Source organism: Methylibium sp. T29 (assembly GCF_000576205.1).
In the GTDB taxonomy this organism is placed as follows: Bacteria; Pseudomonadota; Gammaproteobacteria; order Burkholderiales; family Burkholderiaceae_C; genus Methylibium; species Methylibium petroleiphilum.
In genome coordinates, this window is the sequence record NZ_AZND01000184.1 from 1 (window position 1) to 6,849 (window position 6,849).

General features: G+C 70.8%; 6 protein-coding genes and 2 pseudogenes. 3 read left to right on the forward strand and 5 right to left on the reverse strand.

The genetic code is table 11. The features are described 5' to 3' along the window. Positions 1 to 101 precede the first annotated feature (101 nt). The 3 genes from x551_RS16700 to murB form a co-directional block, all read right to left on the reverse strand. The gene (locus x551_RS16700; protein WP_036249642.1) at positions 102 to 287 is read right to left on the reverse strand and encodes a hypothetical protein; all 186 of its coding nucleotides are present in this window, start codon (positions 285 to 287) and stop codon (positions 102 to 104) included. A 393-nt stretch (positions 288 to 680) separates the two neighbouring features. Further along, positions 681 to 1,082 carry a 4a-hydroxytetrahydrobiopterin dehydratase gene (locus x551_RS16705; protein WP_036230038.1) on the reverse strand — a complete coding sequence of 134 codons (402 nt, stop codon included), beginning with the start codon at positions 1,080 to 1,082 and terminating at the stop codon, positions 681 to 683. A gap of 36 nt (positions 1,083 to 1,118) precedes the next feature. Continuing rightward, positions 1,119 to 2,147, reverse strand: coding sequence for a UDP-N-acetylmuramate dehydrogenase (gene murB / locus x551_RS16710; protein WP_036230041.1), 1,029 nt, complete (start codon positions 2,145 to 2,147; stop codon positions 1,119 to 1,121). 42 nt (positions 2,148 to 2,189) lie between these two features. Here murB and x551_RS16715 point away from each other — a divergent pair, with 42 nt between their 5' ends. Next, positions 2,190 to 2,678, forward strand: a complete 489-nt coding sequence (locus x551_RS16715; protein ID WP_036230043.1) for a YajQ family cyclic di-GMP-binding protein — start codon at positions 2,190 to 2,192, stop codon at positions 2,676 to 2,678. A gap of 12 nt (positions 2,679 to 2,690) precedes the next feature. Next, a complete protein-coding gene (locus x551_RS16720) occupies positions 2,691 to 3,344 on the forward strand; it encodes a retropepsin-like aspartic protease (RefSeq protein ID WP_036230046.1) in 654 nt (217 codons plus the stop codon). Between the two features lie 111 nt (positions 3,345 to 3,455). On the opposite strand, the pseudogene ggt reads toward x551_RS16720, so the two are convergent. Beyond that, a pseudogene (ggt, locus tag x551_RS16725) lies at positions 3,456 to 5,122 on the reverse strand (gamma-glutamyltransferase). Positions 5,123 to 5,339: 217 nt separating this feature from the next. Between ggt and x551_RS16730 the strand changes: the two are divergent. Next, positions 5,340 to 6,040 (forward strand): annotated as a pseudogene (locus x551_RS16730) (16S rRNA pseudouridine(516) synthase). Between the two features lie 29 nt (positions 6,041 to 6,069). Here the strand turns inward: x551_RS16730 and x551_RS16735 are convergent. Next, positions 6,070 to 6,699 carry a response regulator transcription factor gene (locus tag x551_RS16735; protein ID WP_036230085.1) on the reverse strand — a complete coding sequence of 210 codons (630 nt, stop codon included), beginning with the start codon at positions 6,697 to 6,699 and terminating at the stop codon, positions 6,070 to 6,072. Positions 6,700 to 6,849: the final 150 nt, after the last annotated feature.

The window sequence follows — 6,849 nt, forward strand, 5'->3', positions numbered from 1 at the left end:
CGCGGCTCAGGAACGGCTGCCGCTGGCCTGGCGGCTCGTCCAGGCGCGTCGGGAGCCCGCGGGCCGCCGCCCCTGAGCGCAGAAGCCGGCGCAGCGCCGGCTCAGTTCGACAGCACCGTCAGGCCACCGTCCTGCACCAGCACGCGGTCGTTCACGCGGAGGCCGAGGTCGCGTTGCCCCACCACGGTCTGGGTCCCGCCGCCGTCGAGTTCGACGGTGTATTCGTAGCGCGGTTGCAGCGGCGCCTTGGGACTGGCGTCGACCGCAACCGCCGGCGCGGCAGGCACGTCGGATCGGGCCGCCGGCGTGCGCTTGTCGCGCTTGCCGCTCGCCGGCGGCTTCGCCTTGGCGGCCGGGGCCGGCTTCGCCGGACGGGCGGCGGAACGGCGGCGGCCACCGGTTCGACCCAGGCCGCGAAGTAGGTGATCCGGCTCACCGTGGCATTGCCTTGCGCCGCAGCGGGCCCGCCCGGTTCGGCAAGACGAGACGAGGCACAGCCCGCCAGCACGGCGGCGAGCGACAGGGCGAGGGCGGGAACACGGACGGACATGGAAGGGCACTCCTCGAGGCGACGCCGAGCGAGTGTGCCCAAGCCCGCGGCCTGCGCGCATGAACTTGCATGGCGCGGCCTCCCGCATTCGAGTGGCTTGCCAGGCCCGCGCTCGCGCGGCAGCGGCCGCTCACGCCGGGTCGTCGTACTTCAGGTACTTGAAGCGGGCGTCGTCGTTGGGCGTGCCCTCGAGCACCGCGCCAGCCTCCTTCGCCGGCTGCCACTGGACCACCTCCTCGATCTTCTTCGCCAGCGCGAAGTCCTTCTCGGTCACGCCCTTGGCGGCATGGTTGACCAGCTTCACCACCACGAAGGCGTAGCTGACCGCCAGGTCCGGGTGGTGCCAGGCTGCCTCGGCGAGATGCCCGACGGTGTTGACGACCATCAGCGTGGCCTTCCAGCCGCTGGTCCTGTACTTGCGCCGGATCCAGCCATCCTCGTAGGTCCAGTGTGGCAGTTCGGCCTTCAGCCGGGCCTCGATCTCCTCGGGAGCGTAGACCTCGTCGGCCCCCTTGCTGCGCCATTGCGTCATCGCCGTCTCCTCGATGGCCGGACCCTTGCCCAGCGGCTACACCACCACCGGCTCCGGTTCGAGCCGGATGCCGAAGCGGCCGTAGACACTCTCCTGGATGGCCTGCGCCAGCGTCACGATCTCGCCGCCGATGGCCTGTCCGCGGTTCACCAGCACCAGCGCCTGCTTCTCGTAGACGCCGGCCTGGCCGATCGACTTGCCCTTCCAGCCGCAGGCGTCGATCAGCCATCCTGCCGCGAGCTTGAAACTGCCGTCGGCCATGGGGTAATGCACGATGGCCGGGTCGCGCGCGATGATGTCGCGGCACTGCTCCGGTGTGACCACCGGGTTCTTGAAGAAGCTGCCGGCGTTGCCGATCACCGCCGGGTCGGGCAGCTTGGCGCGGCGGATCTCGCAGACCCAGTCGTACACCTGGCGCGGCGTCGGGTGGCTGATGCCGGTGTCGGCCATCCTGCGCTCCAGGTCCAGGTAGCCCAGCACCGCGGTCGGCGGCTGTGGCAGGCGCAGCCGCACGCGGGTGATCAGGCAGCGGCCGGCGAGCGCCTGCTTGAACACGCTGTCGCGGTAGCCGAAGCGGCAGGCTGCGGCGTCCAGCGTGAGCGCGGCGCCGGTCTGCAGGTCGATGGCGTCGAGCGAGTCGAAGCGGTCCTTCAACTCCACGCCGTAGGCGCCGATGTTCTGCACCGGTGCGGCGCCGACGCTGCCAGGGATCAGCGCCAGGTTCTCCAGCCCGGGCAGGCCCTGCTCCAGTGTCCAGGCGACGAACGCGTGCCAGTTCTCGCCGGCGCCCGCCTCGACGATGACCGCATCGTCCCGGCGTTCCAGCACCCGCCGTCCGGGGATCTCGACCTTGAGCACCAGCGCACGCAGGTCGCGGGTGAGCACGATGTTGCTGCCGCCGCCCAGCACGAATTTCGGCATCGCGGCCAGATCGGGGTCGGCCAGCAGGCGCTGCACGTCCTCGGGTGCGTGCACGCGCACCAGCCGCTGGGCCAGCGCGGGCAGGCCGAAGCTGTTGTACGGCCTCAGGCTGACATTGGTTTCGACGGCGGGCAGGTCCGGCATGGCAGAATTTTCGCTGATCTCCGTCTCAGGAAGCCCTTCATCATGCCCAGCTTCGATACCGTGCTCGAACCCAACCTCGTCGAGGTGCGCAACGCGGTCGACCAGAGCAGCAAGGAGATCGGCACGCGCTTCGATTTCAAGGGCTCGTCGGCGCGCGTGGAGCTCAAGGACAAGGACATCACGCTCTACGCCGACAGCGACTTCCAGCTCTCGCAGGTGATGGATATCCTCACGCTCAAGCTCACCAAGCGCGGCGTCGACGCGCGCTTCCTCGACAGCAGCGCCAAGATCGAGAAGATCGGCGGAGACAAGGTCAAGCAGGTGCTCAAGGTCAAGGAAGGCATCGACAGCGAGACGGCGAAGAAGATCCAGCAACTGATCAAGGCCAGCAAGATGAAGGTGCAGGCCGCGATCCAGGGCGACGCGGTGCGCGTCACCGGCGCCAAGCGCGACGACCTGCAGGCGGCGATGGCGCTGATCCGCAAGGACGTGGCCGACGTGCCGCTGTCGTTCAACAACTTCCGCGACTGAGCCGGCCGCGGGATGCGCGCCGCACTGCTGTCGGCCGTGCTGATCCTCGCCGCGGCCGGGGCTGCGGCGCAGCAGCCCTCACGTCGCGTGGCCTTGAGCGGCAGCATGGGCAGCCGCGCGCTGCTGGTGATCGACGGCGATGCGCCGCGCGCGGTGGCGGTGGGCAGCACCGTGCAGGGCGTCAAGTTGCTCAGCGTGAACGAGGCGCAGGCGGTGGTCGAGATCGACGGCCGGCGGCAGACGCTGCGCCTCGGCGAAGCGGCGGTGAACCTGGGCGGCGCGGCCAGCGCCGGCAGCGGCACCCAGATCACCCTCAGCAGCGACGCCAACGGCCACTTCCAGGCCCAGGGCCAGATCAACGGCCGTGGCGTGCTGTTCCTGGTGGACACCGGCGCGACCATGGTCTCGATGGGGCAGGACGAGGCCGAGCGCCTGGGCCTGGCCTACAAGAACGGCGAGCGCATCGGCCTGCGCACCGCCAACGGCAACACCGTGGGCTACCGCATCTCGCTGAACACGGTGCGGGTCGGTGACGTCGAGGTGCACAACGTGGCGGCGGTGGTGCAGCCCCAGCCGATGCCCTTCATCCTGCTCGGCAACAGCTTCCTGACGCGCTTCCAGATGAAGCGCGAGAACGACACGCTGCTGCTGCAGCGGCGCTACTGATCGCGCACCGGCGATGCGCGGCGTGGCTGTTCTCAAGGAAACGTCGGGCCGCCCCAAGTTTCCTTGACCCCCGCGGGGGGCGGGCTGGGCGCAGACCGGCCCCGGGTTTGCTCAGTAGCCGGCCGCCAGACCGGTGTTGCGCCGCGGGTCGTTGGCGCCGTAGTAGCGGTTGCTGCCGACCGGCTTGCCGCCCAGCGAGGGCGCGCCGACCAGGATGGCTGCCACATGGTTGGCCGGTTGCGGGGCGCCGAATCGGTGCCCCATGCCGAGCAGGATCTGCCGCGTGTCGGGGCTCAGCGCGAACGGCTCGAGGTTCGTCGCCTCCGGCTGCCACTGCTGGTGGAAGCGCGGGGCATCGACCGCCTCCTGCACCGTCATGCCGTAGTCGATCAGGTTCAGCAGCACCAGCGCCGTCACGGTGATGATGCGGCTGCCGCCGGGCGTGCCCAGCACCAGCACCGGCTGGCCGTCGCGCGACACGATGGTCGGGCTCATCGAGCTGAGCGGACGCTTGCCGGGCGCGATCCGGTTCGACTCGCCCTGCACCAGGCCGTACAGGTTCGCGGCGCCGAGCTTGATGGTGAAGTCGTCCATCTCGTTGTTCAGCAGCACGCCGGTGCCGGCCGCGGCGACGCGGGCTCCGAACCAGTCGTTGAGCGTGTAGGTCACCGAGGCCGCATTGCCCTCGCGGTCGATGATGGAGTAGTGGGTGGTGTTGCTGCCCTCGTGCGGCGCGACGCCGGGTCGCAGGTCCTGCGACACGCCGGCCCGCGCCGGGTCGATGGCGGCCCGGATGCGCGCGGCGTAATCCTTGTCGAGCAGGCGCTCCAGCGGGTTGTGCACGAAGTCGGGGTCGCCAGGTAGCTGTTGCGGTCGACGTAGGCATGGCGCATCGCCTCGATCTGGTAGTGCACGCCCTGCGCCGCACCATAGCCCAGCTCCTGCAGCGGATAACCCTCCAGGATGTTGAGGAGCTCGCACAGGATCACGCCGCCGGCGCTCGGGGGCGGCGCCGAGACGATCCGGTAGCCGCGGTAGTCGCACTCCACCGGCGCGAGCTCGCGGGTCGCGTACTGGTCCAGATCGGCCTGCGTGATCAGGCCGCCACCGGCCCGACTCGACGCCACCAGCGCCGCACCCACCGGGCTCTGGTAGAAGCCGCGGCTGCCGTGGCGGGCGATGCGCTGCAGCGTACGCGCCAGGTCCTTCTGCACCAGCCGCTGGCCGGCAGACCACGGCGCGCCCTCGCGCAGGAAGATCGCGGCCGAGGCCGGGTCCTTGCGGAAGTCGTCGGTCGCGGTGGCGAGCATGGCGATGTCGCCCGGCTCCAGCACGAAGCCACGACGCGCCAGCCGCAGCGCGGGTGCCACGAGGGCCGCACGTTGCATCGTGCCGTACTTCGCACGCGCGAACTCGAGCCCGGACACCGTGCCGGGCACGCCGACGGCCAGATGGCCGCGCGTGCTGAGACCCTTGACCGGCTGACCATCGGCGCCGAGGTACATGTCGGCCGTGGCCGCGAGCGGCGCCTTCTCGCGGAAGTCGAGAAAGGTCTTGCGGCCGTCGGCGAACTGCAGCGTCATGAAGCCGCCGCCGCCCAGGTTGCCGGCCGCCGGGTAGACCACCGCCAGCGCGTAGCCGACCGCCACCGCGGCATCGACCGCATTGCCGCCGCGCCGCAGCACGTCGACCCCGACCTGCGTCGCCAGCCGGTGCGCGGTGACGACCATGCCGTTCTCGGCCGCGACCGGCGCGACCGACGCTGCCTGCACGGCCATCGCGGTCAGCACCACGGCCGCGGCAAAGAGGGACCTCAAGCACTGGGCTGCTGCATGCATGGCAAAGCTCCTGGGCACACGTCGTCCGCTCGAGGACGCTCGGCCCAGGATAGCCCGCAGGCCCCGGCCTGTGCAGGGTGCGGGGCAACACCGCAGCCGGCCGCTGCGGCGCTGCACGGCCTCGGTGAGCGTGTGGAGCCGCTCGCTACACTGCCGGATGCGCATTTCGCAGGTGTTGTTCTCCCAGGGTTTCGGCACGCGGCGCGATTGCGCCGGGCTCATCCACGCAGGCGCCGTCGAGGTGGCCGGCCGTGTGGTCGACGACCCCGACGAGGAGCTGCCCACCGAGGGCCTGGTGTTCAGCGTGCAGGGCCGGGCCTGGCCCTTCCACGACAAGGCGCTGGTGCTGCTGCACAAGCCCACCCACTACGAGTGCTCGCAGAAGCCGCGCCACCACCCGGCGTGCTCTCGCTGCTGCCGACGCCGCTGCGTGTGCGCGGTCTGCAGCCGGTCGGACGGCTCGACGAGGACACCACCGGTGCACTGCTGCTCACCGACGACGGCACGCTCATCCACCGGCTCACATCCCCCAAGCACCACGTGCCCAAGGTCTACGAGATCACGGCCAAGCATGCGCTGGCCGACGAGCAGATCGCCCGCCTGACCGAGGGCGTGGTGCTCGACGACGATCCCCAGCCGGTGCGCGCGGCCGCGGCCGAACGCACCGGCGAGCTCACGCTGCGCCTCACGCTGACCGAAGGCAAGTACCACCAGGTCAAGCGCATGCTGGCGGCGGTGGGCAACCGCTGCGAGGCGCTGCACCGCAGCCGCATCGGCGCGCTGGCCCTGGACGACCTCCCGGTCGGCCAGTGGCGCTGGGTCGGCCCGGACGAGCGGGCCCGGCTGCTGCAGAAGTAGCGACCCCGCGCCGCCGCTTCAGGCCGGCATCAAGCCTGGATCAGGCCCCAGCGCAGCGCCACCAGCGTGATCTCGCTCTGGTTGCTGGCGTTGAGCTTCTGCTTGATGTGGTACAGGTGCGTGCCCACGGTGCTGGGCGAGAGCTTCAGCGTCTCGGCAATCTGCGCCACCGTCATGCCGCGCGCGAGCTGGATGAAGACCGAGAACTCGCGCTCGCTCAGCATGTCGGCCGGGCTGGTCTCGCCGTCGATCTGCGCCACCGCCAGACGCTGCGCGGTCTGGGCGTCCACGTAGCGCTCGCCACGCGCGACGGCCGTCACCGCAGCGATCAGCGCCTCAGGCGCGCTGCGCTTGGCCAGGTAGCCCAGCGCGCCGGCGCGCAGCACGCGCTGCGGGTGTGCGGTGTCCTCGTGGGCCGACAGCACCAGCAGCCTGAGCTTCGGGTCCTGGGCCAGCAGCCGCCGCACTGCTTCCAGCCCGCCCATGCCGGGCATCGACAGATCCATCACCACCACGTCGGGTCGCGCCTTGGGCACCGCCTGGCAGGCTTCCTCGCCGGTCTCGGCCTCGGCCACCACCTCGATGTCGGCATTGGCCAGCAGCATGCGAAAGCCCATGCGCACCAGCGCATGGTCGTCGACCAGCATCACGCGGATCATGTTCAGGAAGGGCGCAGCAAGGAGTGGATCGGCAGGACGGCCTGCGTCCGGCCACCGGCCCGGCCCGCGAGGGCCCGGCCGCTGGCACAGCCTAACGCAGCCGGCTGCCGGCGACCTCCTATCGTTGTCCCCCACGCGGCACGCGGCGAC

Bases quoted from the DNA above. Each gene is read 5' to 3' on its own strand.
- x551_RS16715 (WP_036230043.1), top strand. From the start codon at position 2,190: ATGCCCAGCTTCGATACCGTGCTCGAACCCAACCTCGTCGAGGTGCGC.
- x551_RS16735 (WP_036230085.1), bottom strand. From the start codon at position 6,699: ATGATCCGCGTGATGCTGGTCGACGACCATGCGCTGGTGCGCATGGGC.
- x551_RS16705 (WP_036230038.1), bottom strand. From the start codon at position 1,082: ATGACGCAATGGCGCAGCAAGGGGGCCGACGAGGTCTACGCTCCCGAG.
- murB (WP_036230041.1), bottom strand. From the start codon at position 2,147: ATGCCGGACCTGCCCGCCGTCGAAACCAATGTCAGCCTGAGGCCGTAC.
- x551_RS16720 (WP_036230046.1), top strand. From the start codon at position 2,691: ATGCGCGCCGCACTGCTGTCGGCCGTGCTGATCCTCGCCGCGGCCGGG.